This is a genomic window from Streptomyces sp. NPDC005151 (genome assembly GCF_053599875.1).
In genome coordinates this window covers 1-24,723 of record NZ_JBSFYR010000072.1, presented here as the reverse complement: position 1 = coordinate 24,723, position 24,723 = coordinate 1, and the positions used below count along the sequence as shown (strand labels likewise).

General features: G+C 71.3%; 24 protein-coding genes, 6 pseudogenes and 1 riboswitch. Of the genes and pseudogenes, 11 read left to right on the top strand and 19 right to left on the bottom strand.

Annotation, left to right across the window (positions count from 1 at the left end):
- Window positions 1–85: 85 nt before the first annotated feature.
- From ACWD6R_RS29690 to ACWD6R_RS29675, 4 genes and pseudogenes are all read left to right on the top strand, one after another.
- A pseudogene (locus ACWD6R_RS29690) lies at window positions 86–182 on the top strand (IS5/IS1182 family transposase); the annotation flags it as partial.
- Window positions 183–246: 64 nt separating this feature from the next.
- Entirely contained in the window at window positions 247–567 is a 321-nt protein-coding gene (locus ACWD6R_RS29685) for a DUF397 domain-containing protein (RefSeq protein WP_451821501.1), read from the top strand.
- Between the two features lie 4 nt (window positions 568–571).
- Window positions 572–1,096, top strand: a complete 525-nt coding sequence (locus ACWD6R_RS29680) for an NUDIX domain-containing protein (protein WP_451821500.1) — start codon at window positions 572–574, stop codon at window positions 1,094–1,096.
- Between the two features lie 326 nt (window positions 1,097–1,422).
- Complete coding sequence (locus tag ACWD6R_RS29675; protein WP_451821518.1) at window positions 1,423–2,208, top strand: SAM-dependent methyltransferase; 786 nt, start codon at window positions 1,423–1,425, stop codon at window positions 2,206–2,208.
- 483 nt (window positions 2,209–2,691) lie between these two features.
- On the opposite strand, the gene ACWD6R_RS29670 is transcribed toward ACWD6R_RS29675, so the two are convergent.
- Window positions 2,692–3,633 carry a M48 family metalloprotease gene (locus ACWD6R_RS29670; RefSeq protein WP_451821499.1) on the bottom strand — a complete coding sequence of 314 codons (942 nt, stop codon included), beginning with the start codon at window positions 3,631–3,633 and terminating at the stop codon, window positions 2,692–2,694.
- Window positions 3,630–4,019: a BlaI/MecI/CopY family transcriptional regulator gene (locus ACWD6R_RS29665; protein ID WP_451821517.1), complete on the bottom strand. Its 390-nt coding sequence runs from the start codon at window positions 4,017–4,019 to the stop codon at window positions 3,630–3,632. The genes ACWD6R_RS29670 and ACWD6R_RS29665 overlap by 4 nt, the downstream gene beginning before the upstream one ends.
- A 215-nt stretch (window positions 4,020–4,234) precedes the next feature.
- On the opposite strand from ACWD6R_RS29665, the gene ACWD6R_RS29660 reads away from it, so the two are divergent.
- Genes ACWD6R_RS29660 through ACWD6R_RS29650 form a run of 3 tightly spaced genes read left to right on the top strand, consistent with a single transcriptional unit; the run spans window position 4,235 to window position 6,197 of the window.
- Complete coding sequence (locus ACWD6R_RS29660; protein ID WP_451821498.1) at window positions 4,235–4,903, top strand: DedA family protein; 669 nt, start codon at window positions 4,235–4,237, stop codon at window positions 4,901–4,903.
- Entirely contained in the window at window positions 4,903–5,505 is a 603-nt protein-coding gene (locus tag ACWD6R_RS29655) for a phosphatase PAP2 family protein (RefSeq protein ID WP_406416216.1), read from the top strand. The genes ACWD6R_RS29660 and ACWD6R_RS29655 overlap by 1 nt, the downstream gene beginning before the upstream one ends.
- Complete coding sequence (locus ACWD6R_RS29650; protein ID WP_451821497.1) at window positions 5,502–6,197, top strand: phosphatase PAP2 family protein; 696 nt, start codon at window positions 5,502–5,504, stop codon at window positions 6,195–6,197. The genes ACWD6R_RS29655 and ACWD6R_RS29650 overlap by 4 nt, the downstream gene beginning before the upstream one ends.
- A 289-nt stretch (window positions 6,198–6,486) precedes the next feature.
- Here ACWD6R_RS29650 and ACWD6R_RS29645 read toward each other — a convergent pair.
- The 5 genes and pseudogenes from ACWD6R_RS29645 to ACWD6R_RS29625 all read right to left on the bottom strand — a co-directional run.
- Window positions 6,487–6,639: pseudogene (locus ACWD6R_RS29645) on the bottom strand (DUF6191 domain-containing protein); the annotation flags it as partial.
- A complete protein-coding gene (locus ACWD6R_RS29640; RefSeq protein WP_451821496.1) occupies window positions 6,599–7,852 on the bottom strand; it encodes a PP2C family protein-serine/threonine phosphatase in 1,254 nt (417 codons plus the stop codon). The pseudogene ACWD6R_RS29645 and the gene ACWD6R_RS29640, both read right to left, overlap by 41 nt.
- Before the next feature lie 223 nt (window positions 7,853–8,075).
- On the bottom strand, window positions 8,076–8,840 hold the full coding sequence (locus tag ACWD6R_RS29635; protein WP_451821495.1) for a GNAT family N-acetyltransferase: 765 nt from the start codon (window positions 8,838–8,840) through the stop codon (window positions 8,076–8,078).
- Window positions 8,837–8,899 carry a hypothetical protein gene (locus ACWD6R_RS29630; protein WP_451821516.1) on the bottom strand — a complete coding sequence of 21 codons (63 nt, stop codon included), beginning with the start codon at window positions 8,897–8,899 and terminating at the stop codon, window positions 8,837–8,839. The genes ACWD6R_RS29635 and ACWD6R_RS29630 overlap by 4 nt, the downstream gene beginning before the upstream one ends.
- Before the next feature lie 6 nt (window positions 8,900–8,905).
- Window positions 8,906–9,271, bottom strand: a pseudogene (locus ACWD6R_RS29625) (quinone oxidoreductase family protein); the annotation flags it as partial.
- A gap of 120 nt (window positions 9,272–9,391) precedes the next feature.
- Here ACWD6R_RS29625 and ACWD6R_RS29620 point away from each other — a divergent pair.
- Together ACWD6R_RS29620 and ACWD6R_RS29615 are read left to right on the top strand one after the other, a co-directional pair.
- Entirely contained in the window at window positions 9,392–9,583 is a 192-nt protein-coding gene (locus ACWD6R_RS29620) for a hypothetical protein (protein ID WP_451821494.1), read from the top strand.
- A gap of 454 nt (window positions 9,584–10,037) precedes the next feature.
- Window positions 10,038–10,919: an RNA polymerase sigma factor SigF gene (locus ACWD6R_RS29615; RefSeq protein ID WP_451821493.1), complete on the top strand. Its 882-nt coding sequence runs from the start codon at window positions 10,038–10,040 to the stop codon at window positions 10,917–10,919.
- A 31-nt stretch (window positions 10,920–10,950) separates the two neighbouring features.
- Here ACWD6R_RS29615 and ACWD6R_RS29610 read toward each other — a convergent pair whose 3' ends face one another.
- The 3 genes from ACWD6R_RS29610 to ACWD6R_RS29600 are packed head-to-tail and all read right to left on the bottom strand — an operon-like array spanning window position 10,951 to window position 12,814.
- Window positions 10,951–11,859, bottom strand: coding sequence for an NAD(P)-dependent oxidoreductase (locus tag ACWD6R_RS29610; protein ID WP_451821492.1), 909 nt, complete (start codon window positions 11,857–11,859; stop codon window positions 10,951–10,953).
- A 41-nt stretch (window positions 11,860–11,900) separates the two neighbouring features.
- On the bottom strand, window positions 11,901–12,626 hold the full coding sequence (locus ACWD6R_RS29605; protein ID WP_451821491.1) for an adenosylcobinamide amidohydrolase: 726 nt from the start codon (window positions 12,624–12,626) through the stop codon (window positions 11,901–11,903).
- Complete coding sequence (locus ACWD6R_RS29600; RefSeq protein ID WP_451821521.1) at window positions 12,623–12,814, bottom strand: hypothetical protein; 192 nt, start codon at window positions 12,812–12,814, stop codon at window positions 12,623–12,625. Before ACWD6R_RS29600 ends, ACWD6R_RS29605 begins: the two co-directional genes overlap by 4 nt.
- Window positions 12,815–13,036: 222 nt before the next feature.
- Between ACWD6R_RS29600 and ACWD6R_RS29595 the strand changes: the two are divergent.
- Window positions 13,037–13,357 (top strand): annotated as a pseudogene (locus ACWD6R_RS29595) (PRC-barrel domain-containing protein); the annotation flags it as partial.
- Window positions 13,358–13,468: 111 nt separating this feature from the next.
- On the opposite strand, the gene ACWD6R_RS29590 reads toward ACWD6R_RS29595, so the two are convergent.
- The 7 genes and pseudogenes from ACWD6R_RS29590 to ACWD6R_RS29560 form a co-directional block, all read right to left on the bottom strand.
- Window positions 13,469–14,263, bottom strand: a complete 795-nt coding sequence (locus tag ACWD6R_RS29590; protein ID WP_451821490.1) for an ABC transporter ATP-binding protein — start codon at window positions 14,261–14,263, stop codon at window positions 13,469–13,471.
- Window positions 14,260–15,354 (bottom strand): FecCD family ABC transporter permease, encoded by a 1,095-nt coding sequence (locus ACWD6R_RS29585; protein ID WP_451821489.1) that lies wholly within the window; start codon window positions 15,352–15,354, stop codon window positions 14,260–14,262. The genes ACWD6R_RS29590 and ACWD6R_RS29585 overlap by 4 nt, the downstream gene beginning before the upstream one ends.
- Window positions 15,351–16,391 carry an ABC transporter substrate-binding protein gene (locus ACWD6R_RS29580; protein ID WP_451821488.1) on the bottom strand — a complete coding sequence of 347 codons (1,041 nt, stop codon included), beginning with the start codon at window positions 16,389–16,391 and terminating at the stop codon, window positions 15,351–15,353. The genes ACWD6R_RS29585 and ACWD6R_RS29580 overlap by 4 nt, the downstream gene beginning before the upstream one ends.
- 63 nt (window positions 16,392–16,454) lie before the next feature.
- Window positions 16,455–16,642: riboswitch (cobalamin riboswitch) on the bottom strand.
- Window positions 16,643–16,888: 246 nt separating this feature from the next.
- On the bottom strand, window positions 16,889–18,112 hold the full coding sequence (locus tag ACWD6R_RS29575) for a beta-ketoacyl-[acyl-carrier-protein] synthase family protein (protein ID WP_451821487.1): 1,224 nt from the start codon (window positions 18,110–18,112) through the stop codon (window positions 16,889–16,891).
- A complete protein-coding gene (locus ACWD6R_RS29570) occupies window positions 18,109–18,369 on the bottom strand; it encodes an acyl carrier protein (RefSeq protein ID WP_266989202.1) in 261 nt (86 codons plus the stop codon). The genes ACWD6R_RS29575 and ACWD6R_RS29570 overlap by 4 nt, the downstream gene beginning before the upstream one ends.
- 124 nt (window positions 18,370–18,493) lie before the next feature.
- Window positions 18,494–20,529, bottom strand: a pseudogene (locus ACWD6R_RS29565) (acyl-CoA dehydrogenase family protein).
- A gap of 75 nt (window positions 20,530–20,604) precedes the next feature.
- The gene (locus ACWD6R_RS29560) at window positions 20,605–21,834 is read right to left on the bottom strand and encodes a beta-ketoacyl-[acyl-carrier-protein] synthase family protein (RefSeq protein ID WP_451821486.1); all 1,230 of its coding nucleotides are present in this window, start codon (window positions 21,832–21,834) and stop codon (window positions 20,605–20,607) included.
- A 367-nt stretch (window positions 21,835–22,201) separates the two neighbouring features.
- On the opposite strand from ACWD6R_RS29560, the gene ACWD6R_RS29555 reads away from it, so the two are divergent.
- Window positions 22,202–23,503 (top strand): hypothetical protein, encoded by a 1,302-nt coding sequence (locus ACWD6R_RS29555; RefSeq protein ID WP_451821485.1) that lies wholly within the window; start codon window positions 22,202–22,204, stop codon window positions 23,501–23,503.
- A 68-nt stretch (window positions 23,504–23,571) separates the two neighbouring features.
- On the opposite strand, the gene ACWD6R_RS29550 is transcribed toward ACWD6R_RS29555, so the two are convergent.
- Window positions 23,572–24,534 carry a carbohydrate kinase family protein gene (locus ACWD6R_RS29550; protein ID WP_451821484.1) on the bottom strand — a complete coding sequence of 321 codons (963 nt, stop codon included), beginning with the start codon at window positions 24,532–24,534 and terminating at the stop codon, window positions 23,572–23,574.
- A 47-nt stretch (window positions 24,535–24,581) separates the two neighbouring features.
- Window positions 24,582–24,723, bottom strand: a pseudogene (locus tag ACWD6R_RS29545) (IS982 family transposase); the annotation flags it as partial.

Sequence of the window (24,723 nt, the reverse complement as noted above, 5' to 3'; positions counted from 1 at the left end):
CGGTCGGAAGGTGCCCCGGATGAAGAGCAGGCACGAGCCGCGGTGATCATGGAGTTCTCTACGCTCAGCGATCACCGGAGGGCTCGTGCCTGTCCTGCCATCATGCCTGCTCGAACCCCTGTGGGACCAATTCTCCGCGCTACTGCCCGAGTACTTGGACACCCACCCGCTGGGCTGCCAGGCACTGGCCCTCCCGCCGCGGGATTCCGCGGCGTTGATCCGCTCGGCGATGGAGGGCCTCGCGCGATGCGCACCACCCTCGCCCCTGAGATGACCGCACTGCAGTGGCGCAAGTCCAGCGACAGCAACTCGGACGGCGGCGAGTGTCTCGAAGTGGCCGACGGCTTCGCTGCCGTCGTCCCCGTCCGCGACAGCAAGACCGCCCCGCACGGCCCCGTGGTCGTGATCGGCGGCAGTGCATGGACCGCGTTCGTAGACTTCTCCTGCAACGGGACTCCCGATGATCTTCTTGCTCGACACAAGCTGATCTATCAGGACGTCCCGTTGCGTCATTCACCAGGGCTTGACCTGCGACTCGCGGCTCAAACGCAACGGTGTTGGACTTGACGGCATGTCATCTCAGAAGCGCAGTGCGGGTCTTCTCCTGTTCCGGTCGGCGGACGGGGGCGCCGGGTTCGAGGTGTTCCTCGGGCACATGGGCGGCCCCTTCTGGGCGGGCCGCGAGGCTGCCTCGTGGTCCGTCCCCAAGGGTGAGTACGGGCCCGGTGAGGAACCCGAGGCCGCTGCCCGCCGTGAGTTCGAGGAGGAGTTCGGCCATCCGGCGCCGGACGGGGAGTGGGTGCCGCTCGGTGAGTCCCGCCAGGCCGGAGGCAAGACGGTGGTGGTGTGGGCTCTGGAGGGTGATGCCGATCCGGCCCGGGCCGAACCGGGGACGTTCACCATGGAGTGGCCCCGGGGGTCGGGCGTGCAGCGGGAGTTCCCGGAGATCGACCGGTTCGCCTGGTGCACACCGGAGGAGGCGGCAGAGCGTCTCGTCGCGGGCCAACGGGTCTTCGTCGACCGGCTGCGGGACCACCTGCGGGACACACCCGCGCAGGACGGTCCCTCAGCCGCTACTCGTCGGCCGCCCGGTTGATCTCCGGGCTGCGCAGGAGGTGTTCGGCGGAGCCCTGCCGGCCGGCGACGGCAATCATCGCGCGCCCCAGGATGTAGCCGGGCCGGAACATCTACACGTAGAAGTCCATCGTCAGGAGCTCGTTCTCGGTGCCCCCCTTGACCCGGCACGGCGCGGCCCGATCTGCCGTGACACGACTCAGCACACCAAACACCCTCACCCACCAGGGGACTTCAGCCACACGAAGCACCTCGGCCGCAATAGATTAGGGGCGACGCACAGCGACGGCCCCGGGAGAGAGATCAGTGAGCACCGACGTACCCCGCCAAGAGACCACCGAGCAGATCATGCAGCGAATCGACACCACCCGGCCGCACACAGCCCGGATCTGGAACTACTGGACCGGTGGGAAGGACAACTACACCGTCGACCGCGAGGCGGGCGACCAGATCCGCCGGCTCCATCCGGGCATAGGTGACTACGCGCGGGCGGACCGGCTCTTCCTCGGCCGTTCCGTACGGTATCTGACGGGTGAGGTGGGGATCCGGCAGTTCCTCGACATCGGCACCGGCCTGCCGAGCGCGGACAACACGCATGAGGTGGCCCAGCGGGTGGCACCGGAGTCGCGGGTCGTGTACGTGGACAACGACCCGCTGGTGCTGACCCACGCCCGCGCCCTGCTGAGGAGCAGTCCCGAGGGCGCCACGGACTATCTCGACGCCGATCTGCGCGATGTCGACACGATCCTCGAACAGGCCGCGAAGACACTCGATTTCTCCCGGCCGGTCGCGCTGATGTTGCTGGGAGTGGTGATCTTTATCAAGGACGACGAGGAGTCGTACGCCCTCGTGCGGCGCCTGCTGAACGCGTTGCCCTCCGGGAGCCACCTCGTGCTGTCCCATACGATCACCAGTCCGGCGATGCCCGATGTGGATGCCGCGGTCGCCTTCTGGAACGAGAACGGGACACCGAAGCTGACCCAGCGCACCCCGGAGGCGGTCGGGCGCTACTTCGACGGTCTGGAGCTGCTGGAGCCCGGTGTGGTGTCGTGCTCCCGGTGGCGGCCGGACGAGGAGGCAGACGTCGTACCCGAGGAGGTTGCGATGTTCGGTGCGGTGGGCCGCAAGCCGTAACGCCCTTGCGGTCGGGGCGTGTTGCCCGGGACCTGCGTCCCGGGCGGCACGTCCTCTCCCCTGTCTCAGGCCGTCCGCACCGCAAGCGCGCCGAAGCCGTGGCCGATGAACGACTCGACGGGCTCGGCCGGGACCGACGCGTCGGGCAGAGTCCGTCCGATTCGGGGGTGCAGAGGCGGCTGCCCGGACCGGCGGTCGTGGCGGCCGAGCGGGTGGCTACGGAGTCGGTGGCGCGAGCGGCGGGCTGGGTCGTCAACAGGGCCGCGGTCAGGGCCACGGGCAAGGCGTGGAGCAGGGATCTGGGGACGGTTGCCGTCGTACGCATGGATCAGCCCCTCATGTCTCGGATGACGTGTGGGAGCGCTCCTGCACGAGGGTCACCGAGGGGACCCGAGCGTCAAGGCTGTGGTCATGCCCACGTTCTGAGGCAAGTGGGAGCACGTGCTCCACGCGCACCTCGCGTGCCTCATGCGCCTCACGCGGTCAGTGCTGCGCGCTTTCGCCCTGTGCGACCTCGATGCTGCTGTGCAGATCGTTCGTCGCTTCGAGTGCGGCGGACCCGGACAGGATCAGGCAGGCCAGCAGCGCGGCCGCCGCGGCGCGGCCGACGCCCGGCCGGTGGGCGACCCGGCCGAGCAGCGCCGCGACCCGGCGCGGAACCGGGCCCGCCGCCGCCGCGAGCGCCACACGGGGGCGCGCACGTACCCCTTCCGCCGCCCGCGCGGCGAGCGCCGCGCGGCCGATCGCGCGCGCGGCGACCCGCCGGTCGCCGACAGCGACGGCCGCCGCCTCGTCGGCGCAGCGCTCCAGGGCGTAGCCCATGGGCGCGCGCAGCGAGCGCAGAGCGGGATGGCAGAGGGCGGCGAGCTCGGTAGCAGCGAGGAAGAGGTGGTGGCGGCCCGCGAGATGGGCACGCTCGTGCGCGAGCAGGGCGTCCCGTTCGGCGGGGTTCAGGGCGCGCAGCATGCCGGTGGTGACGACGATCCGGCCGGGGCTGCCCGGGAGTGCGGGCAGCGCATAGGCGTCGGGGCGGCTGTCGCGCAGGACGGCCAGTTCACCGCTGGAGCACTCGGCCGACTGCCTGGCGCGCTGCAGCTCCACCCAGTGGCTGCGGGCGGTACGGACCACCGCGGCGGTGCAGCCGGCCAGCAGGGCCAGGGCGGCAAGGGCGAGCGGGACGGCCACGGCGGCGGGCGCGGCGGCGAGCGGCTTGACGAGTTCACCGACCGCGGCGACCGCGGACAGCTGGGTCGCGCCGGGCACCACCAGCAGCACCAGGGCGAGCGTGCTGCACAGGGCGAGACCTACGGCCGTCGAGGCGAGCAGCCGAACGGCACGCAGGGGCGCCAGGGCGTCCGCCAGACGGCGGGCGGCGGGAACCGCGACGAACGGCATGAGCAGTGGAACCCATACGGCGTACATCATGGGGCGTCTCCGTCGAGCAGCTCCCGGAGCAGCTGCTCGTCCTCGTCGGTGAGCTGCGAGACGAATCGGGCCAGCACGGTGCTGCGGTCCTCTTCCTTCTGCAGTTCGCTGTGCATCCGGCGGGCGGTGAGGCCGGGTGCATCCTCGGTGGGGGTGTAGGCGAAGCCGCGCCCGGCGCGGATACGGGTGACCGTGCCCTTCTCGTACAGCCGGGTCAGGATCGTGGTGACGGTGGTGCGGGCGAGGGGCGCGCCGAGGGCGCCCTGCACCTGACCAGGGGTGAGCGGGGTGTCAGCCGTCCACAGAGCCGCGAGAACGGTGGATTCCAGCTCGCCGGCCGGTCGCCGTTCCGGCGCCGAGGAGCGCTCCGGTGCCCGCCCGGGCACCGAAGCGGAAGCCTGGGCCGACTCACTGCCCGGTCCAGGGGCCGGCTTGCCGTCCGCGCGAGGGTTCGGATCCTCGCTCGATATCCCCTGCACCTGGGACATGGGAACCCTCCTCCTGCTCCGAGCGTCTACAGTGACGTAGACCGTCTACAGCACTGTAGTCAGTCGGGCGTCCCGTCGGTGCGCCCAGTCACCATTATGGGAGGCCTTCCGCCGTGTCCGTATCCTCACTGGCGGCCGTGCCGCAGGCAGTGAACCTGTTGGACGCAGGGTCGCTGCTCGCCACGTTCGGCGCGCTCGGCATCGCGGTCGTGCTGTTCGCGGAAACAGGGCTGCTCGTCGGATTCTTCCTCCCCGGCGACTCCCTGCTCTTCACGGCGGGGCTGCTGAGCGTGCCCGGTACCCACGGCGCGGTCCACCTCTCCTTGTCACAGGTGCTCATCGCTGCCGTGGTCGGCGCACTCCTCGGCGCCCAGACCGGGTACTGGATCGGGCGCCGCGGCGGCCGCGCCCTGCTGGCCCGGAGCCGGGCCAAGCAGCTGCATGCGGGAGCCGCCCGCGCCGAGGAACTTCTCGAGCGGTACGGACACGCGCGCGCGATCGTGCTGGCGCGCTTCGTCCCTGTGGTGCGCACGGTGCTCAACCCGCTGGCCGGGGCGCTCAACGTACCGGCCCGGCTCTTCACGATCTGGCAGATCGTCGGCGGACTGGTGTGGACCGTCGCACTGGTGCTCGCCGGCTACGGGCTGGGGTCGTCGGTACCCAATGTCGACCGCTATCTGCTGCCGATCGTCGCCGTCGTGGTCATTGTCTCCCTGAGCCCGCTCGCCGCCGAGCTGATGCGCTCGCGCGGCCGCCGCACCGCTGAAGGAGACCACAGCTGATGCTGCTCGCCTCTGCCGCCACCTCCCTCGACGGTGGCCTCTACACCTGGATCACCGAGCTCGCCCAGCGCTCCCCCGCCGCTCTGGACTCAACGATCCGGCTCTGGTCCGACTTCGGTCTCGCGCTCTTCGCCCTGCTGATGCTCGCGGCCTGGTGGCGGTCCCGCTCCGACACCCCCGCCCGCCTGGCGATGGCACTCTGTGCGCCCCTGGTCGTGGTGGCCGCCTATGTGGCAAACGACCTGCTGAAGATGGCCGTCCATGAACAGCGGCCCTGCCAGACCCTGCATGCGGTCACGGTGGAAGCGTGCCCTCCGCTCGGCGACTGGTCCTTCCCCAGTAATCACGCCGCCATCGCCGCAGCCGCGGCGGTCGCGATCCTGCTGACCGACCGCCGGCTCGGCGCCATCGCCGTCCCTGCGGCGCTGCTGATGGCCGCGTCCCGGGTCTGGATCGGTGTGCACTATCCGCACGACGTGCTCATCGGGCTGGTCACCGGCGCGCTCGTGGCCTGGCCGCTGACCGTCGCCGCCCGGCGCTGTGCCCCGGTCGTGGTGCGGCTGCGCGAGACCAGGCTGCGCCCCCTGGTGGCGGCGCGGTGACCAAGGAGGCGGAGGCCGGGCGCCGGTCCGTTGCGGACCCGATCGACCCCTGCATCCGTACGGCGCTCGGGGCCGTACTGATCGGGTTCATCGGTCTCCTCGGCCTGACGGTGGTGGTCCTCACGGCCCGGCACGGGGCCGTGCTGCCCGTCGATCGGGCTGCGCACGCATGGTCCCTGCACCATCGGCCCTCCGCCTTGGTCACGGCGGCCAGGGCGGTCACGGCGACGGGTACGGGCGTGTTCCCGTACGCCGCCGCGGTGGCCGCCGGACTGATCGCGGGCCGGAACCTGCGCCACCGTCTGGGGTATGCGACGGGCGCCCTGGCCTTCCTGCTGCTGGGGCAGTCACTGCGCTACGGGCTGATGGAAGCGATCAGCAGGTCCCGCCCGCCGGTGGGCGACTGGGCGACGCACGCCTCCGGGTTCGCCTTCCCGTCCGGGCACGCAACGACGTCCGCGCTCATGGCGGGACTCCTGGTGGCGGCGATCGGCCACCGGGCGTACGGGAGCAGAGCCGGCCGCATCGCCGCCGTCCTGGCCGGCTGCTGGGCCGCGGCCGTCGGGCTGAGCCGGGTTCTGCTCGGGGTGCACTGGGTGACTGATGTGGTGGCCGGCTGGCTGTTCGCCGCGTTCTGGCTGGGGCTCGGGGCCGCGCTGATACGGACGGCACTGCCCGCACACCGCAGGTGACCTGACGGTCCCGGTCCCCCCTCACAGAGGTCCAGTGCGATGCCCCATCCGCCGGTCGTGCCCCTCGTCCGAACCAACCACGTCAAGCGTCCGCCCGCCGTCACGCGTGCACTCGCGCTCCTTCAGCACCGGCTGACATGGGCGATAGTGGCCGCCTACGCCGCCGCGGCCCTGTTACCGCAGGCCAATCGCGTTGCCAGGTGGTCCACTCCGCTTCGGATCATCCGCTGAGATCACCCCGCCCATGCCCCATCGCCGCCCCAACGGTCGCACCCGTACGGGACAGCCTTCAGAGCGTGCCGGAGCCCTGCGAGGAGGTGGCCGCTGCGAGACGGATGACGGCGCGGCCGCCGTCGAGGTCGACGGTGGAGCGGTTCGGCGGGGCGCCGTCCTCCTCGTCGTCACGGAGCAGCCGGGCGCTCTGGCGCTCCTTGAGTTCGCTCGCTGAAGGTCTGCGCGGCCCTCCGGGCGCCCTGACCGGACATCGCCCCGGGCTTTCGGCGACGGTTGCCGGTCGATGCCTTGCGCAGGGCGAGCATCGCGATGTCATCGCGCCGTACGCCGCCGGAGAAGGCGTCCAGGTCCACATGGAGCGCGTCCAGCAGTTCACGCGGTTCGTACCCGGCCCAACGGCCGAGCCTGGTGTCCAGCGGGTAGAAGGCGCCGGAGGCGTCGCGGGCCTCGGTCACTCCGTCGGTGAATGCCAGAAGCGTCGCACCGGCTGGGAAGTCGAACCGCTCCGCGCCGCGTGCCTCGCTGCTGAGCTCCGCCATGCCCAGCGGTACGGAGGTGAGGCGGAGCGGGACCGCGGCTGCCGCGCCGTCGTGCAGCAGGTGGGGCGGCAGATGACCGCAATTGACGGCCTCCACCCGATCGTCGCCCTCGAAGCCGAGGACCAGGGCCGTGACAAAGCGTTCGATCTCGCCGGTCTGGGCGGAGAAGGCGTTGTGGCGGGCGACCGCGTCCTCCAGGGCGTCCACCACTCCGGTCAGCGTGGGCTCGCGGATGGCCGCTTCCCGGAACGCGCCGAGCGCGGCGAACCCCGCACCGATCGCGGCAATCCCCTTGCCCTGCACATCGCCGATGATCACCCGGGTTCCGTACGGTGATTCGACGACCTCGTAGATGTCGCCGCCGACCAGTCGGTCCTCCTCGATCGGCGCATAGACCCCGTGGGCGACGACCTGGTCGGTCAGGATGGGCAGCGGGCGCAGGATCTGCCGCTGAAGTGCGACGGCCGCGGAGCGCAGCCGGGCGATCTCGATGGCATGGCGGATCCGCAGCGAACAGGCGCCGACTCCCAGGACACAGGCCAGGACCGTGAAGCCGACGCCGACGAAGAGGTCCCAGAACGTTCCTCCGGACACCAGCCGGGAGGTGACGACCACCGCCATGATCCAGGCGGCGGTGTACACCGTCTGCCGCATGGTGCCGAAGACCGAGACGAGGGCGGGCACGACGACGAGCAGCGGCACGACCCGCAGATCCTCACCGGTACGCACGTCGAGGATCAGGATCATGGCGGTCAGCAGAAGCAGCCCGCCGAACAGCACGCCGTCCCCGACCCGGGGGGCGAAGACCGCAGCCTCCCCCGCATCAGTGCCCGGCACCGCCGCCCTCCGCTCGACCGCCGCGCGCTCGTGCCCGATCGTCACGCCACTGCCTCCTCGTGTTGGTGCCGGCCCGTTCCCGGCATTCGCATCCAGTGCACCCGGATCGGAGGGCCGGGACACGGGGCTAACGGCCTCAGGGGCCGGGCCGAAGGTCCTCGGTCGGCGCCTGCCGGTGGTGTCCGGTCCGGAAGTCCCGGGCCGAAGGTCCCGTGGCACCAGACGCAGGACCTCCGTCACCCGGCAGGGAGGAGAGACGGCTCACACGTCAGTGCAGTGCTGCCACCTGCGCGCCACCCGTATCACCGGTGCGCCCGGACTCCGACAGCTGCCGCGGGACGACGGCAGAGAGGAACGACGTCCGGCGGCGGCGCCGGAAGCCCAGGGACTCGTAGAGCTTGATCGCGTTCGTGTTGGTCGCGGAGGCATGCAGGAACGGGATGTCGCCGCGCTCCCTGATCTCGTGCGCGACGGCGAGCACGAGCCGGCCGGCGAATCCCTGGCCCCGTGCGGACTCGTCGGTGCAGACACCGCTGACCTCGCTGTAGCCGGTCGGGTGCAGCCGCTCCCCGGCCATCGCGACGAGTGCCCCTTCGCGCCGGATGCCGAGGTAGGTGCCGAGCTCGACGGTACGCGGCAGGAACGGTCCGGGGCGGGTGCGTTCGACCAGGGCGAGCATCTCCGGCACATCTGCCGGACCCAGGCGGACGGCCTCCGGATCCGGGGCTGCTGCCAGTCCGGCGTCGACCAGCTGGACGCCCTCGGCGTGAAAGGTGATCTCCCAGTCGCCGGGCGGCGGTTCGCGCAGGGCGGTGAGGGTGAGGGATGCGCCGGGCCCGGCGAGGGCGGCGGCGTCGGCCCAGTCGTCGGCGTCCGGGATGTCCGGAAGCGCGAGCCAGGGCGCCACATCGGTGGGGTAGCGCAGGACGCGGCCCCGGCGTTCGGCGAAGTGGGCGTGCGGTCCGGCCAGCGAGGCGCGGGCCGGGTTGTCCAGCGGGTGCCCGGACCGAGTGGTGGGGTGCGGGGCGCTCATGCGGCGGCCACCTCGATCACGATCTTGCCGCGGGTGTGTCCGCTCTCCACTGCGCGCAGCGCCGCGGCCGCCTCGGTGAACGGCAGGCTGTCGGGCTTGTGTGCGGTGACCGCGACGGGCAGCAGTGCGTACTCGGCGTACCCACCGCTCAGCGGGTTGCCGAAGACGGCGTCTCCGACTTCGAACCCCTCGACACCGGGGCCGACCCGCTCGACGGTCCCGGCCACCTCGCTGCCGAACACGGCGGGGAACTCCGGCGCCGTGCTGCCGGGCCGGGTGTACCCGTTGCGGAGCTTCCAGTCGACGGGGTTCACTCCGGCCGCCCGGACCGCGACCAGGAGCTCCCCGGGCCCAGGGGTCGGTGCCTCCTGCTCGACGAAGGCTTCCACCTCAGGTCCGCCGTTGCGGGTGAATACGTACGCCTTGGGCATGAGCTCCCTCGCTCCGGTTCATGGCATCGGCTGTCGGCACCGCCACCGCGGGCTACAGCAGCGAAAAGTCCATTCGGCATGCACGTATTCCCGGGGTGCCGGAGTGTTCACAGGGCCGCAATGAATCCGGATCGAGCGGCACAGGGCTGGACCAACGCCGTCGTACGCCGCTGGGCCGATCTGCTGCTCGCGCTGCCGGCCCTGCTCGTCACGATCGTCGTCGCCGGTACCGGCGGCGGTGGATACGCCCTGGCCGTCGGCGTCCTCGTCGTGCTGACGTCACCGGGCGACAGCTGGAGTACGTGCTGGTGATTTCCGGCCAGGTGACACTGGTGGTGGACGACGTCCCGCATCTGCTGGAGACGGGGGACACAGCGCGCTTCTCAGGGCTCAGCAGCCACTACCGCACGACAGGACTCCCCCGCCGTCACCCACACCATCGTGGGATACCCGCGCGACTGACCCGCTCCGCTGCCCGGTCCGGAATCGATTTCGACTCAACTGCCCATCGATACGGACCCGGTCGCGCCACATTCGGCCGACTCCTGTGGCAGTCTGATAGTGACCGTCCCACCGGGCTCCCCCGTACCGGTGGGGCAGTTCTGTGCTCTCCCGCTCCTCACCTGAACGGTTGTGACGCCGGATCACGAACATTCCCGGCCAGTCACGCCGATTGGCCGGATCGACTCGCTCTTTCACGCATGGGCGCCCCTGCCGGGGGCAGGCGCATACACCTCATGGCCTACGACCAGGGGAGCGTGACGAGATGACGGCGCACAGAGCACGGACGGCCGGGGCAGACGCCCCGGACATGACCGGCTCCGCGGGCGAATTTCCATGGATTGAGGATGCGGGGAAGGTCGCCCCGAAGGATGCGCGGGTCCTGTCGCGGCTGTTCTTCGACCGCCTCCGGCTCCTCGAGGAGGGCACCCCCGCCCATCAGTACGCTCGTAACACGCTCATCGAGATGAACCTCTCGCTCGTCCGGTTCGCCGCGGGCCGGTTCCGGAACCGCGGCAGTGGCGACATGGAGGACATCGTCCAGGTCGGCACGATAGGGCTGATCAAGGCCGTCGACCGGTTCGACCTGTCCCGCGAGGTGGAGTTCACCTCCTTCGCGGTGCCGTACATCGTCGGGGAGATCAAGCGGTTCTTCCGCGACACGAGCTGGTCGGTCCATGTGCCGCGCCGGATGCAGGAGTTGCGGGTAGACATCGCCAAGGCCAAGGATTCACTGGCCGCGGAGTTCGACCGCGACCCCACCGTGCCGGAGCTCGCCGAGCAGCTCGGGATCGGCGAGGAGGAGGTCACCGAAGGCATCGTCGCCGCCAACGGGTACACCGCAGGATCGCTGGACATGCCGTCCGATCCGGCGGTCGCGCGACGGCTCCACCCGCCGGGGCGCACGCTCGCCGACGCCCTCGGCTCCCCGGACCCCGGCATGGAGACGGTCGAGAATCTGCACACCCTCGCCCCGCTGCTGGGCCACCTCGACGCGCGCGACCGTCGCATCATCGACATGCGCTTCGGTCAGGAGATGACGCAGTCGCAGATCGGCGCGGAGCTCGGCATCTCCCAGATGCATGTGTCGCGGCTGCTCAGCCGGATCCTGCAAAAGCTCCGCAACGGCATGTTCGTCGAGGAGTGAGCGACGACGAGTGAGCTCCGACCGGGGACGGTCAGTCGTCGTCCTTCTCCGCAGGGCGGCCCGCGTAGTAGGTGGCGATCATGTCCTCGCCGCCGTGTCCCGCCTCCTCCGCACGCGTGAACCGGTTCGCCGACGCGGCAACGAGATCCAGCGTCACCCCGGTCTGTTCGGCGGCCGCAAGGATGAGGCGGGTGTCCTTGAGCGCGGTGGACAGGGTGAAGCTCGGGGTGAGGTCGCCGGAGAGGACCGCGGCGGACTTGCCCTGGAGATACGCGGAATCCAGCGGGCCGCCCTTCATCACGTCGAGGAACGACTGCGGGTCGATGCCCAGCCCCTCCGCGAGGTTCAGGCACTCGGCGATGCTGCTCACCATGTTGATCACCCAGGTGTTGACCACGAGCTTCAGTCGCGAGGCGGCGCCCGGTGTTTCGCCGACCCAGACCGTGCGCTGTCCGATCGCGTTCAGCACGGGGTTCACCAACGGGCGGACGGCGGACGGACCGGAGACGAAGACCGTCAACGCGCCCTGTTCCGCGGGCTGCTTGGTACCCGCAACCGGTGCGTCGAGATAGACGAGCCCCAAGTCGGCCGCCCTCTGGGCGAGTTCGATGGTGGCGTCGATCCCGACGGTGGAGCTCTGCAGCAAAACCTGGCCGCGTTGCACCCCGGGCGCCGCGGCGGTGAGCGCGGCGGCCACGGACAGTCCGTCGTTCAGCATCGTCAGGATGACGTCGGCGCCGCGTACGGCTTCCTCCGCCGTTTCGGTGACCGTGGCGCCGTCGGCGGCGAGGGGGGCCGCCTTGGCCTGCGTACGATTCCAGGCGCGGACGTCGAGTCCGGCGCGGAGCAGGCTCCGGGCCATGCCGGATCCCATGATCCCGGTGCCGAGGACGGCCACGGTCGGCCGCTCGGGAATGGAGTTGGCAGGGGTGGACGTCATGAGAACAAGGGTCCCTTCGTCGGCGCGTGGGCGGTACGAGGTCAAGGGTGCCGCAGTGCGCCCTCCCGTACGGCGGTGTGCACGGCTCGGGCGAGTCGCGACCCCCACGTCGAGCGCGGGCCCGCGAAAGGTTCCCCGGCCGCGCCGGGTGCAGGCTCCGGTGAGGCGATGCACACCGCGTCCGTGGGGGTGCCGGAGCAGTCGAGTCCGGCGTCCAGGAGCGCCTGGACCTTCGCCTCGGTGGCTGTCGCGACGGCATTGACCAGAGCGGCGTCGGAAAGGGCCACGGGGACGGTCACGACGATATTCACCGTGCCCGGCGGCAGCGGCCCGGCGTGTCCCGCGGCCGGGTCGGCGGCCCAGCCCCGTACACCCAGACCGCTTGTGGCAGTGGCGGTCACGCCCTCGTCGTCGGCGACGGTGTACGCGGTGACATCGGCCGCGGTCATCAGTCCGGCACCGGGACCGGTGAGCGCTTCGGCGGCGGCGATCTCGGCGAGGTGCCGGTCGGGGTCGAGGCGCGGATAACCGCCGGGCACCTGGGCGTTGAGGATCCACTCGCGCATCCCGATGCCGCCGCCGAGTACGGCGCTGCTGCACACCCGCCAGCCGGGTCCGAGCCGCCAGACGAGGTGGTGCAGGGCGAGACCGTCCTCCTGCCGGGTCAGCAGCTCGCCCCGTTGTCCGGGTGCGCGGACGCGTACGGAACGGATGATGCACCCCCGGTGGCACGGCAGGACGACGGTCGGAAACGGTCTGTCGATCATATGCGGCAGGGGCGGCACGGCTCCGTGCGGATGAAGCTCAGCGGGATGCGGCCGATGAGCATCGCCACGAGCGCGCCGACCACGGACGTGTTGGCGGAGATGCCGAGCTTGGAGTCCGTGTCGATGCCGATGACGGCGGTGTGGCCAAAGCGCCGTTCGGCCGGACCGCCCGAGGTAGCCGTCCGCAATCCCCCGTATGCCTCCGCACCGTCACGACCTCACTCGAACGGCCCAACGCCGGGCTGTTCCCCCACCACCGGCATCGCACGTTGCCGCCCCGGATGCGACGGGCCACCGTTCCGGGCCGGGAAGTTGCATCGCCCATCCGGGTGAGGCGCGATGGAATCAGGACGTGCCTTCCTTGGTGGAACTGCCCACAGGACGCGCGCCCGGGCGAGGAGGGACCGGTCATGGGAGCCGCTGACGGTTTCACGGATGCCAAGGAGCTCGACGGCCTGACGGTGTACGACCCCAGGGGCGAGAAGGTCGGCACCGTGGGGCGGGTGTATCTCGACGACGCCACCGGCAGACCGGACTGGATCACGGTGAAGACCGGCCTGTTCGGCATGAAGGAGAATTTCGTGCCCCTGGAGGGCGCTCGCCGGGTGGGCTCCGATCTGCACATCCCCCATCCGAAGGACCGCGTGAAAGGCGCCCCGAGGGTGGACGCGGATGCCCATCTCTCCGTCTCCGAGGAGGAGGAGCTCTACCGTCACTACGGCCTCACCAGGTGAGTTCCACGGCCGGTCCCGGAGACCAGGCAGCCACGGCTCCCGGGAGCGGACAGGCCAGGGGCGGGTGCGCACCGTGCCGGGTTCCGCCTCCTGCTTCCGTATGTCCGGCTACTCCGCCCGTCCGGGCAGAAACCGCACCGAGGGCCGCCCGTCCGGGCCGTCCTGGGTGACCACCGCCCGTACCCGGTACACATCCGCGATGAGTTCCTCGGTGATCACCTCCGCCGGGGTACCGGCGGCCACCACCCGCCCCTCCTTCAGGACGACGATCCGGTCGCAGAACATCGCGGCCAGATTGAGGTCGTGCAGAGCGATGACGCCGGTGACGGGCAGCGAGGTGACCAGGGACAGCAGCTCCAGCTGGTGCTGGATGTCGAGATGGTTCGTCGGCTCGTCCAGCAGCAGTTCACGCGGCTGCTGCGCCAGTGCGCGGGCGATCTGGACACGCTGGCGCTCGCCCCCGGAGAGCGTGTGCCAGGACTGGTCGCTGCGTTCGGCGAGTCCGGTGCGTTCCAGCGCCTCGCGTACCGCTTCGTCGTCCGCGCGGCTGGGCGCCGACCAGGCGCGGCGGTGCGGAATGCGGCCGAGCCCGACGACGTCCCGGACGCGCAGCTCGACCTGGGTGTCGGCATGCTGGTCGACCACGGCGACCCGCTGCGCGACGGTGCGCCGGCCGATCGCGGCGAGCGGTTCGCCGTCGAGCGTCACCACGCCCGCCGCCGGCGCGAGGACCCCCGCCAGCACCCGCAGCAGCGTGGACTTGCCCGACCCGTTGGGGCCGAGGAGCCCGACGGTCGCGCCGGGCGGGGGGACGAGGCAGACCCCGTCGAGGACGAGACGGCCGCCCGCCTCCCGGGAGACCCGCTGGGCGCGCAGACCTGCGGCGGTGCCGATGGATGTCATGTGGTCCTCCGGGTGCGGTACAGGACCAGAACGAACGCGGGTACGCCGATGAGAGCGGTGACGACGCCCACCGGCACCTCCTGCGGATCGAGGACGGTCCGGGCGAGCGTGTCGACCCAGACCAGGAACACCGCCCCGGCCAGCGCGGTGACCGGTAGCAGCCGCCGGTGCCCGGAGCCGGTGAGCGCCCGGGCGGCATGGGGCAGCACCAGCCCGACGAAGCCGATGGCGCCCGCCGAGCTGACGAGCGCGGCGGTCAGCAGCGCGGTCGTGCAGAGCAGCACGATCCGGGTGCGGCCGACATCGACTCCCAGGGCGGCTGCCGCGTCCTGACCGAAGGCGAAGGCGTCGAGCGTACGGGCGTGGCCCAGACAGATCAGCAGGGTCGCGACGAGCACGGTGAAGCAGACCCACACATCGGTCCAGCCGACCCCGCTGAGCGAGCCGAGCAACCAGAACAGCACGCCTCGGGTCTGCTCGGCGTCGGCCGAGGTCATCACCACGAAGGAAGTCAGCGCGGAGAACAGCTGCATGGCCGCGACGCCGGAGAGGACGACCCGGTCCGTCGTACCACCGAGGGTATGACTGAGCAGCAGCACAAGGGCGAACGAGCAAAGTGCCCCGATGAATGCCCCGGTCGAGATCGACACCGTTCCCCCGCCCACTCCGAGTACGACGACCACGACCGCGCCCGTCGACGCCCCGGAGGAGACGCCGAGGACGAACGGGTCGGCGAGCGGGTTGCGGAGCAGGGACTGCATGACCGTGCCGCACACCGCGAGCCCGGCGCCGCACACGGCGGCGAGCAGAGTACGGGGCATGCGCAGGTTCCAGATGATGCCGTCCCGGATCGGGGTGAGCCGCGAGTCGCCCACCCCGAGATGGGCGGCCACCGCGGACCAGACGTCGGCGACGGAGATCCGGGCGGGGCCGATGGTGACGGCGACGGCGACGGACAGCGCGAGCAGGGTGACGCCCGCGGCCCACAGCACACCGTCGCGCAGCCCCCGTGCGCCACCGGCCCTGCGGTGCGTATCGGTTCCGGGTGCCTGCTCCGTACGTACCGCTGCGCCCCGTTCGGTGTCCGTCACCCGGCGAGCCCGAACGTCCGCAGCCCGGCGGCGACCTGTTCCAGACCCTCGACCGTCCGGATGGACGGGTTCATGGCCTGGCCGCTGAGCAGCACGTACCGCTTGTGCTTGACGGCGTCCATGTTCTTCGTCGCGGGATTGGATTCCAGGAACTCGATCTTCTTCGCGGCGCTCTCGGCGGTCTGTGCCTTGCGTGTCAGATCGCCGATGACCAGGACGTCGGGGTTGCGGTCGGCGACGGTCTCCCAGCTGATCTGCGGCCATTCCTCATGGGTGTCGTCGAAGACGTTCTTCGCTCCGAGCTCCCTGGTGATGACGCCGGGTGCCCCGCAGCAGCCCGCCAGGTACGGGGCCTTGGAGTCGGAGAACCAGTAGAGGAGAGTGGCGTCGGAGGCGCCGATGCCGTCGGCGGCCTTTTTCACCCGCTCCCGCAGCCGGGCGACGAGCTCGTCGCCGCGCTGCTGGACGCCGAACACCGCGGCCAGGTCGCGCACTTCGCCGTAGACGCTGTCCATGGTCACTGCTTCGGTACGCGCTCCGTCGCCGCCGCCGCTGTTGTCCTTGCCGGTGCAGTCAGCGGGCGACACGTAGGTGGGGACACCGAGCTCCTCGAACTGTTCGCGGGGGGCGACGCCGCCCTTGGCGAGGGTCGATTCGAACGAGGCGCTGACGAAGTCGGGTTCCTGGTCGAGGACCTTCTCCGACGACGGCCGGTTCTCCGAGAGGCGTGGCACCTTCGCGTTGGCCTTCTCCAGCCCCTTCATCACCGGGTCGGTCCAGGTGGCTGTGGCCGCCAGCCGGTCGGCGAGGCCGAGGGAGAGCAGGATCTCCGTCGATCCCTGGTCGACGGAGACGGCGTGGTGCGGTGCGGCTTCGACGGTGACGGTGCGGCCGCAGTTCCTGAGCGTCACCGGATAGCCTTCGCCACCAGCTGACTTGGCCGTGGAGTTGTCAGTCCCTCCGCCGCACGCGGTCAGCAGGAGGAGTGCCGCCGAGAGCAGGGCGGCGGCGCGGGCAGGGCTGGCTATGGACGGCACGGAGTCCCTCTGCGTCTCAGGGCCCATGCGCGGAGCCCGCTGTACGGAGTGCTGCCGCCCGGTACCGGGCGGCAGGTGCCAGCAGGTCTTCGGACTCGGGTTCCTTCGAACGGGACGCCTTCCCAGGACACCCGTGGATGTCCCAGTGGCTGTGGCCCCGCCCGTCCCCCTCACCGCTGCGCGTCAGCTCCGGATTCGCACCGGATTCCCTGACCCCTACGTGGAGTTTGACTGGCTTTGGCAAGCTATCACGCTGCTCCGCGCGGCTCGTCGGCGGTGCGGTGGGGCCGGAGGCGCCCCGGCCGTACCGCCCCGGCATGCTCCGCCCCCTGACTAAGGGTTGTCCCGTAATCCCTGGCGGGACAGCGCGCGGCGTCAGATGCGGTGCATCGCAAGGCGGAGGGGCGTCCGCATACTGGATGTATTCGGACGTTCCGACAACGCGGCGAGGTGCCGTAGCTGACGTCGTGCGCCCGCCAGGGATTACGGGACAGCCCTTAGGGACGCTGGAGGGCGACCACGGCGTTGTGGCCGCCGAACCCGAAGGAGTGGCTCACGGCGCGCCGGACGGGCCGGTGGAGGGGCTGTTCGGTGACGCAGTCGATGTCGAACTCGGGCGCCGGGACGTCCAGGTTGGCGATCGGCGGTACGACCCCGCGCTGCAGCGTGAGGATCGTCAGCCCCGCCTCGATGGCTCCGGCAGCCCCCATGCAGTGGCCCAGTACCCCCTTGGGGGCGGTGACGGGTGGCCGGTGCGGGTAGGCCCGGCTGATGAGAGCGGCTTCGGTGGCGTCGCCCAGCGGTGTCGACGTGCCGTGCGCGTTGACGTGTTCGACGTCCTCGGCCGCCCAGTCCGCGTCGCGCAGCGCGGCCTCGACCGCAGCCCGGGCGACGGCGCCGGACGGGTGCGGACTGGTCGGATGGTGGGCATCGGTGGTGGCGCCCGTCCCGGCGAGCAGCGCCCGCGGGACCGCTGCCCGGGCCCGTGCGTCGTCCGCCCGTTCCAGCACCATGACGGCGGCGCCCTCGCCCATGACCAGACCGGCGCGGTCGGCCGCGAACGGCCGGCAGAGGCGGGCCGGGTCGCCGTCCCTCGTCGCGGCGGCACCGGACCGAGCGAATCCGGTCATGGCGACCGGGAAGACGATCGACTCGGTGGCTCCGGCGATCGCGAGGTCGCACTGCCCGGTGACCAGCAGGTCCCGGGCGACGGAGAGCGCGGTGACCCCGGATGAACAGGCGGTGCACGGCGCCAGGCTGGGACCGGTCGCCCCCATCCGGATGGCGATCTCCGCGGCGGGCATGTTCGGGATGGTGAGGAGGATCCCCGCCGGCGAGGTGGCCCCCGGTCCGCGCCGGTCGAGGGCGACGGCCTGTTCGGTCAGGCCCGCGGAGCCTCCGCTGCTGGTGCCGACGACCACGGCGACCCGGCTGCCGTCCCAGTCGGCCGGGTCCAGTCCGGCATCCGCGACCGCTTCCCGCGCGGCGAGGACGGCGAACTTGACGTACCTCCCCATCCGGAAGGACGCACGGCCGCCGACCGCCTCGTCCAGATCGATGCCGGAGACCGTGCAGGCGAAGTCGATCGCGCAGCCTTCGAGCTCGGGGACGGTGCGGGCCGGTGAGACCCCGGCGCACACCCCGTCCCAGGTGGTTTCGGTGTCGTTGCCGACCGGGGTGATCATCCCCAGGCCGGTGACGGCGACGGCAGGCCTGTTCATCGGGCGTTGCTCATCGCGGGGTCGCCGCTCACCGCGGCATCGATGAACGTCGTGATGTCGGCGAGGGTGGCGTCCTTGTAGAGCTTGTCGGAGTCGGCCTCGACCCCCAGCGTCTCCTTGATGATGACGGCGAACTCGGCGACGGCGAGGGAGTCCATCTCCAGGCTGTCCATCGTGGAACCCGGAAGGATCTCGGCGGCGGGCACCTTGAAGGTGTTCGTGAGAACGTCGGTGATCTTGGGATGAATCGCGCTCATGATCTTCCTCTTCGCTAGGTCGTGCAGGTCGTGCAGGTCGCGCACGTCATGCAGGTTCTGCCGATGCCCGGGACGGCGGAGCGCACGGTCCCGACGTCGAAGTAACTGACTCCCGATCTGCCGGTTACGCCTTGCGGCGAACCGATTCGCCAACGATCACCCGCGGCTTCGTACAGCACCGGGAAAGGACGGATGCGGTGCCCCAGTACGCCCGCAGAACGGCCCGGACTCCGAGGGCTCCGACCACGTCCCGTACCCGGCACAGCTGCCCGGCGGTGCGCTCGTCCGAGGCCGTCACCGCTCCCCCTGCGCCCCGGTGGTGGTGTGCCAGGACGCCTCCGGATCGTCGTACGCATCGACGTAGTCCGCGCCGGCGATGGGCCAGTCCGCGAGCACCTCCTCCGGCAGCGCGAAGGACTCGACCAGGGTGGGCAGATGCCCGGCAACGGCGGCGATGAGCTGCTCGACGGCGTCTGGCAGGGCGTTGACCTGATCGGTGGTCAGATGACCGGCAGCGAGCAGATCGCCACTGTTGCGGGCCACCCACTGGAGGGCGAACAGCCGCTCCAGTTCGGCCAGTCTCTCGCGGCCAGGACCTTCGGGCAGTTCTGCGACCGCCTCTGCGTACGCCTCGGCCGCCTGTCGGCGGGCGTGCGCCTCGACGCCCCGCAGGGCGGGCCCGGACGCCGCGTTCCACCGCGCCAGCGGATCACCGTGCGGTGCGCACCTCATCCGCTCCCTGGCGCGGGCGAACCAGATGACCTCCACCTGCGCATGCAGCCACCCCAGGAACCGGGGGTCGGCGAGCTCTCCGGTCGCTCGGTCCGAGGTACCGCCGTCCGCGCCCGGCGAGGCGGCGAAGAGCATTTCCGCGGCGGCCTTGGCGTGGATGGCCAGGTTGTCGCCCTCGGCGGTGATCACCGCCTCCGCGCCGGTGATCAGCTCGGTCATGCCGTTGTTCTCCAACAGCGCCTGTGCTCCGCACCGTTCGCGGCATTCGACGACAACGGCACGGGCCTGCCAGGTAATCCACCCCTTCGCGACGGCGACCAGCCGCTCCGCCTCGGCCCGTCCCGTCTCCGTACCGGTCCCGAGCTGTTCCTCCCAACGGTCGAGGGCCCTGCGGTGCAGCAGGCTCATCGCGAACACCGTGGCCATGGCCTCGGCGAGCGGGCCGTGATGGCTGCGGTGGGCGATCACCCGCACCCGTTCCGCGGCGCGCGGCCCGGAGATGTGCCGATGGCCCCCGTAGCGCACGGCAACGGCGAGCGTCGCGCGCGCGGAGCCGACCGCGCAGGCGCTCATGGAAATCTTGCCCACCGTGACGCGTGCGATCGAGGTGAGGAAGCGACGCCTGCGGTTGGGCAGAACGCTGCTGAACTCCCCGTCGTCGCCGATCCGTCCGTGCTCACCGCCGAGCAGTGCGTCACGCCCCACGAAGACCCGGTCGAAGGAGGTCAGACAGTGGTCGACGGGGCTGCCCAGGCGCGCCGGCAGCCTGCGGGCGCGTACCCCCGGGAGAGCGTGCGTGTCGTCGGTGAGCGGCACCAGGAAGAGAAAGACGCCGCGGTCGGCGCCGTCCGCGAGCAGGCGCGCCGCGACCAGTCCGGTCTTGGGGCCGCCGGCCGGACTGGTGTTGGGCATGAACTTCTGCGCCCCGGCGTGCGGGGTGTGCAGCACGAACCCGTCGCGTGCGCGGTCGTACGTCGCCGTGGTCTCGACGGCCACCGCGTCATTGCCGTGCGCCACCTCCGTACAGAGGAAGGTGCCGATGCGCCGCAACCGGAGGAAGTCCGACAGGTCACGGCGGCTGTCGCCGGCATGGTCGAGGAGGCTGCCGAGGAAGAGGTTGTAGTGGATGCCCGCAACGGTGGTGAGCGCCGGATCGACCGGGCCGAGCCACTCGTGCAGGGCGGCGAGGGCGCGTGGGTCGGCGGCGGGCCCGGCTGCGCTGTCGAGCGCGCTGTTGAGGATCCTCAGCCGTTCGTACGTCAGGGCGAGACGCTCGTCGGGACTGCGGCCGGCCGGGCGGCGGAACGGTTCCGTAGAGATCAGCCGACGCCAGGAGCCGTGCTCCTGAAGGAAGTTGACGCCGAAGAGGACGCCTCTCAACAGGTCGGCAGTGCTGTGGACGGTGGTGCTGTCGATCGTTGCGGTCATGAACAAGAGAACGATGAAGGAACGGCGAGGACACACCTCGCCGCTCCCACCGGGACCTGCGGGCGGTCCGACCGGTCAGACGCGCTGGAAGGCGAGAGCGACGTTGTGTCCGCCGAAGCCGAAGGAGTGGCTGACGGCGCGCTCGACGGACTGCCGGCGCGGCTCCTTGGTCACGCAGTCGAGCGCGAACCCGTCCGGCAACGCATCCAGGTTGGCGATCGGCGGCACGATGCCCTGCTCCAGGGTCAGTACGGTCGCCACCGCCTCGATCGCCCCGGAGGCGGCGAGGGTGTGTCCGACCACGCCCTTCGGAGCGGTGACCGAGGGCCGGTGCGGGAAGAGCCGGGAGATGAGCGTGGTCTCCATCGCGTCGTTCAACGGAGTGGACGTGCCGTGCGCGTTGATGTGGTCGACCTCGCGGGGCGCCCAGCCCGCCTCGTGCAGCGCCGCCTCCACCGCCCGCTGCGCACCGCGCCCGTCGGGTGTCGGAGCAGTGGGGTGGTGAGCATCCGTACTGGAACCCACGCCGGTCAGCAACGCACGCGGATGTCCGCCGCGGGCGCACGCGTCAGCGGTCCGCTCCAGCACGAGCACGGCGGCACCCTCCCCGATGACGAACCCGTCCCGGTCCGTGGCGAACGGCCTCGACGCGCCCGCCGGATCGCCGGTACGAGTGGAGAGCGCCCCCATCTTCGCGAAGGCCGCCACCACGAGCGGGGTCAGCGCGGACTCCGAACCTCCCGCCACGACCACATCGCATCGGCCCCTCGTCAGCAGGTCACGGGCGACGGCGATCGCGGTCGCCCCGGACGCGCAGGCGGTGGCGGGCGCCAGACTGGGCCCCTGGGCGCGCAGCGCGATGGCGAGCTCCCCGGCCGCGGCGTTCGGGATCATCATCGGCACCAGGAGCGGGGAGACGGCCTCAGGTCCTGCGCCGTCGAGCTTGCGAAGGTTGTCGACGAGGACGGAGACACCGCCCACACCGACGCCGAGCACCACGCCGACCCTGCTCCCGTCCCAGTCCGCCGGGGAGAGTCCGGCGTCCGCGACGGCCTGCCGGGCGGCGATCAGGGCCAGTTTCACAAACCGTGCCATCCGCCACACCGAGCGCCCGCCCACCGCCGCGTCCAGGTCGAGTCCGTCGACCGGGCAGGCGAAGTCGACCGACAGTCCGGCCAGTTCGCCACAGCGCCGCGCCACGGAGTTTCCCGCGCACAGCCCCGCCCAGAAGGCGTGTTCATCGGCGCCCGCGGGGGTCACCAGCCCCACTCCCGTCACCGCGACCCCGATGTCAGCCTGCGTCATGTGCCATTCCTTCCGTCGCGCACCGTGCGTGGTCCGTGCGGGTTCCTCGCCGGCGAAGTACGGCGGAAGCCCAGGCCGGACCGCGCCCGAAGACGGTGATTCCGCCGACCCGTACCCGCCCCCGTATCCGGTTGCGCGGCGCCGTCGAGTACGTATCCCCTCGGCACTCGCTGCCCCGATCCCCGCAACCGATCAGACCCACCGGCTGGCGAACGGCCGTCACCCCGGTGAGGATGCGCTCACTGAGCCGAACGGGGGCGCGCGGAGCCCGCGAGCACGAACGGCTCGCGCCCGGCACGCGCCCCCGGCTCACCCGTACGGAGCAATTCGCCGTGCTGCCCGGACGCGCAGGGCATCCCCTTGGGTCATGGCATCAGCGGACCACGACGAGTCACAGCCTCCCTCAGCCAACGATGAACTGGACGCGCTGCGCGCGCGGGTGACGCAGCTGGAGGCGCGCACGCCCGTGCGGTCCCGGCCCCGGATCCGCTCGGTCTTCGCCGTGCTGCTGATCCTCGTCGCGGCCGTCCTCACGCCGCTGAGCGCCGTCGCCGTCTGGGCCAGGAACGATGTCGGCGACACCGACCGCTATGTGGCGATGATGAAGCCGCTGGCGTCGGACCCCGACGTGCAGGCAGCGCTGACGAACCGGGTTACCGGTGCCGTGATGACGCATCTGGATGTCCATGCGCTGCTCGCCGAGGTGGCCCCGGCGGACCGGCCGGTCCTCGACAAGGCGCTGGGACGGCTGAGCGCCCCGCTCACCACGGGCCTCACGAACTTCGTGCACGGGACCGTGGAGAAGTTCGTGACCTCGGACGCTTTCGAGAAGGTGTGGGTCGACCTCAACCGCGGCGCCCACGCGGCGGCCGTCAAGGCGCTGACCGGCAGCGGAGGCGGGGCCGTGAAGCTCACGAACGACACGGTTGTCATCGATCTCGCCCCGGTGATCGACCGGGTGAAGCAGCTCCTGGTCGATCACGGGCTGACGATCGCCGCGAAGATCCCCGAGATCCACACCGACTTCACCGTGCTGACGTCCGACGCGATCGGCAAGGCCAAGAAGGGCTTCCGGCTGCTGCAACTGGCCGGGTTCTGGCTGCCGGTGGTGACCCTGGTGCTCGCCGCGGGCGGGGTGCTGCTCGCGGTGCGCCGACGCCGTGCGCTGGTCACGGCGGCCCTCGCGATCGCGGTGGGCGGTGCGGTGCTGGGCCTGGCGCTGTGGGTGTTCCGCGCGTTCTATCTGGACAGTCTTCCGGACACGGTGTCGCAGCCGGCGGCCGGTTCCGTCTTCGATGCCCTGGTCGTCCAGCTGCGCGGCGTGGTCCGGCTCGTGGTCACACTGGGCACGGTGGTGGCGCTCGCCGCCTGGCTCTCCGGCGAGGGCCGCGCCGCCACCCGGGTCAAGGCCATGTGGAACGGCGGCATCGGCGCCGTGCGCGACGCGGCCGGGATCACCGGCGGTCCGGTCGGCGCCTGGGTGCACCGGGCGAAGCAGTGGCTCAACTGGACGGTCGTCGTGGTCGCCGCGGCAGTCCTGCTCGTGTGGGACCGGCCGACGGGGCTCGTCACGGTGTGGATCGCCCTGGCGGCGCTGTTCGCCCTGGCGGTCGTGGAGTTCCTCGACGACGACAGCACACCGCACATGCTCCCGTCACCGCACGCGTGACCGCAGGCCCCGCTGTGCCACCGCCCGCTCGACCGAGCTCCGTCGGGCGGGCAGTGGCACAGCCGTGCTCAGGCGCGGGTCAGCGCGGCGCGCAGCTCCGGTTCGTCGGGCGGGTTGGCACCGGCGCGTGCGACGGTGAGCGCCGCGGAGACAGCCGCGTGGTGCAGCACATCGGTGACGGTCTCCGGATCGATGGCACGCAGTCCGTCCCGTCCTGCGGCGCCGAGCAGCCCGTGCGCGGCGAGGGCGTGCAGCGTGCCCGACATGAACGCGTCGCCCGCCCCCACCGTATCCACGACCTTGGTACGGGGCGCGTCGGCCGTGGCCCGCGCGCCAGGAGTGAAAGCAAGTGCGCCGTCTGCCCCCCGGGTGACCAGGACGAGGGCGGGGCCGCCCGTGCCGAGCCAGCGCGCGGCGACGGACTCCGGGGACTGCCCCGGGTACAGCCATGCCAGGTCCTCGTCGCTGGCCTTGACCACATCACTCAGTGCGACACAGCGCTCCACCCGGCGGACGGCTGCGTCGTGGTCGCCCATCAGGGCCGCCCGCACATTGGGGTCGTAGCTGACGGTCGCCGCGGTACGCAGTGACTCGACGGCGGCGAGGACGGTGGCAGCGCCGGGCTCCATGACCGTCGCGATCGAGCCGGTGTGCACATGGTACGGCGGCCGCTCCGGTTCCACCGGGGAGAGCGTCCACGTGATGGCGAAGGTGTACGTGGCCTGGCCGGTCGCGTCCAGCGCCACCGAGGCGGCCGGGGTGGGACCGGTGGAGCCGTCGGTACGCACCACGACTCCGGCGGACGCCAGATGGTCCGCGATCAGCCGGCCCTCGGCGTCCGGGCCGAGCTGGGTGAGCAGGGTGCTGGACCGGCCGAGTCTGGCGAGTCCGTACGCGACGTTGGCCGGACTGCCGCCGGGGTGGACGCGGTCGTCCTCGCCCGGCAACCGGACGATGTCGGCGACGCATTCGCCGATGACCAGAAATCCGGGCGAGCCGGGTGAGCCGAGGGTGTCGACCGTTTCGGGCATGGGTGGGATCTCTCCTAGATGAATGAGTCCAAGGGGTGTCGTTGCGGTCAGTGATCGTAGGCAGTCAGTGACCGTTTGACTGGTTGCCCGGTCCTGTCGTTGTGCCAGATCGCCGCTGTGAGCGCGAGGATCCGGCACAGGACGCGGACCGCGACCCCGGCCGGGCTCTTGCCGCCATGTCGCTCCAGG

Coding starts and splice junctions, on each gene's coding strand:
- ACWD6R_RS29685 (WP_451821501.1), top strand. CDS start 247: ATGCGCACCACCCTCGCCCCTGAGATGACCGCACTGCAGTGGCGCAAG.
- ACWD6R_RS29680 (WP_451821500.1), top strand. CDS start 572: ATGTCATCTCAGAAGCGCAGTGCGGGTCTTCTCCTGTTCCGGTCGGCG.
- ACWD6R_RS29675 (WP_451821518.1), top strand. CDS start 1,423: ATGCAGCGAATCGACACCACCCGGCCGCACACAGCCCGGATCTGGAAC.
- ACWD6R_RS29670 (WP_451821499.1), bottom strand. CDS start 3,633: ATGATGTACGCCGTATGGGTTCCACTGCTCATGCCGTTCGTCGCGGTT.
- ACWD6R_RS29655 (WP_406416216.1), top strand. CDS start 4,903: ATGCTGCTCGCCTCTGCCGCCACCTCCCTCGACGGTGGCCTCTACACC.
- ACWD6R_RS29635 (WP_451821495.1), bottom strand. CDS start 8,840: ATGAGCGCCCCGCACCCCACCACTCGGTCCGGGCACCCGCTGGACAAC.
- ACWD6R_RS29620 (WP_451821494.1), top strand. CDS start 9,392: ATGAATCCGGATCGAGCGGCACAGGGCTGGACCAACGCCGTCGTACGC.
- ACWD6R_RS29615 (WP_451821493.1), top strand. CDS start 10,038: ATGACGGCGCACAGAGCACGGACGGCCGGGGCAGACGCCCCGGACATG.
- ACWD6R_RS29610 (WP_451821492.1), bottom strand. CDS start 11,859: ATGACGTCCACCCCTGCCAACTCCATTCCCGAGCGGCCGACCGTGGCC.
- ACWD6R_RS29605 (WP_451821491.1), bottom strand. CDS start 12,626: ATGATCGACAGACCGTTTCCGACCGTCGTCCTGCCGTGCCACCGGGGG.
- ACWD6R_RS29590 (WP_451821490.1), bottom strand. CDS start 14,263: ATGACATCCATCGGCACCGCCGCAGGTCTGCGCGCCCAGCGGGTCTCC.
- ACWD6R_RS29575 (WP_451821487.1), bottom strand. CDS start 18,112: ATGAACAGGCCTGCCGTCGCCGTCACCGGCCTGGGGATGATCACCCCG.
- ACWD6R_RS29570 (WP_266989202.1), bottom strand. CDS start 18,369: ATGAGCGCGATTCATCCCAAGATCACCGACGTTCTCACGAACACCTTC.
- ACWD6R_RS29560 (WP_451821486.1), bottom strand. CDS start 21,834: ATGACGCAGGCTGACATCGGGGTCGCGGTGACGGGAGTGGGGCTGGTG.
- ACWD6R_RS29555 (WP_451821485.1), top strand. CDS start 22,202: ATGGCATCAGCGGACCACGACGAGTCACAGCCTCCCTCAGCCAACGAT.
- ACWD6R_RS29550 (WP_451821484.1), bottom strand. CDS start 24,534: ATGCCCGAAACGGTCGACACCCTCGGCTCACCCGGCTCGCCCGGATTT.